Origin of the sequence: Serratia nevei (assembly GCF_024160145.1) — a bacterium.
Classification (GTDB): domain Bacteria; phylum Pseudomonadota; class Gammaproteobacteria; order Enterobacterales; family Enterobacteriaceae; genus Serratia; species Serratia nevei_A.
The window spans coordinates 1-478 of record NZ_JAMYWQ010000119.1; the positions used below are offsets into that span (position 1 = coordinate 1).

General features: G+C 49.6%; 1 rRNA gene. It reads right to left on the reverse strand.

Annotated features, from left to right (window positions below):
- Window positions 1-478, reverse strand: a 16S ribosomal RNA gene (locus M6G53_RS25025); the annotation flags it as partial.

Genomic DNA, 478 nt, shown 5'->3' on the forward strand with positions numbered 1-478 from the left:
ATGAGCGGACTACTTGGGTATCTAATCCTGTTTGCTCCCCACGCTTTCGTGCATGAGCGTCAGTGTTATCCCAGGGGGCTGCCTTCGCCATTGGTATTCCTCCAAATCTCTACGCATTTCACTGCTACACTTGGAATTCTACCCCCCTCTGACACACTCTAGTCTTACAGTTTCAAACGCAGTTCCCAAGTTGAGCTCGGGGATTTCACATCTGACTTATAAAACTGCCTGCGCACGCTTTACGCCCAGTAATTCCGATTAACGCTTGCACCCTACGTATTACCGCGGCTGCTGGCACGTAGTTAGCCGGTGCTTCTTGTCAAGATACCGTCATACTTACTATTTATTAGATAGCAAGTTTTCTTCTCTTGCGAAAGAGCTTTACAACCCGAAGGCCTTCTTCACTCACGCGGAATGGCTGGATCAGGGTTGCCCCCATTGTCCAAAATTCCCCACTGCTGCACCCCATAGGATTGGC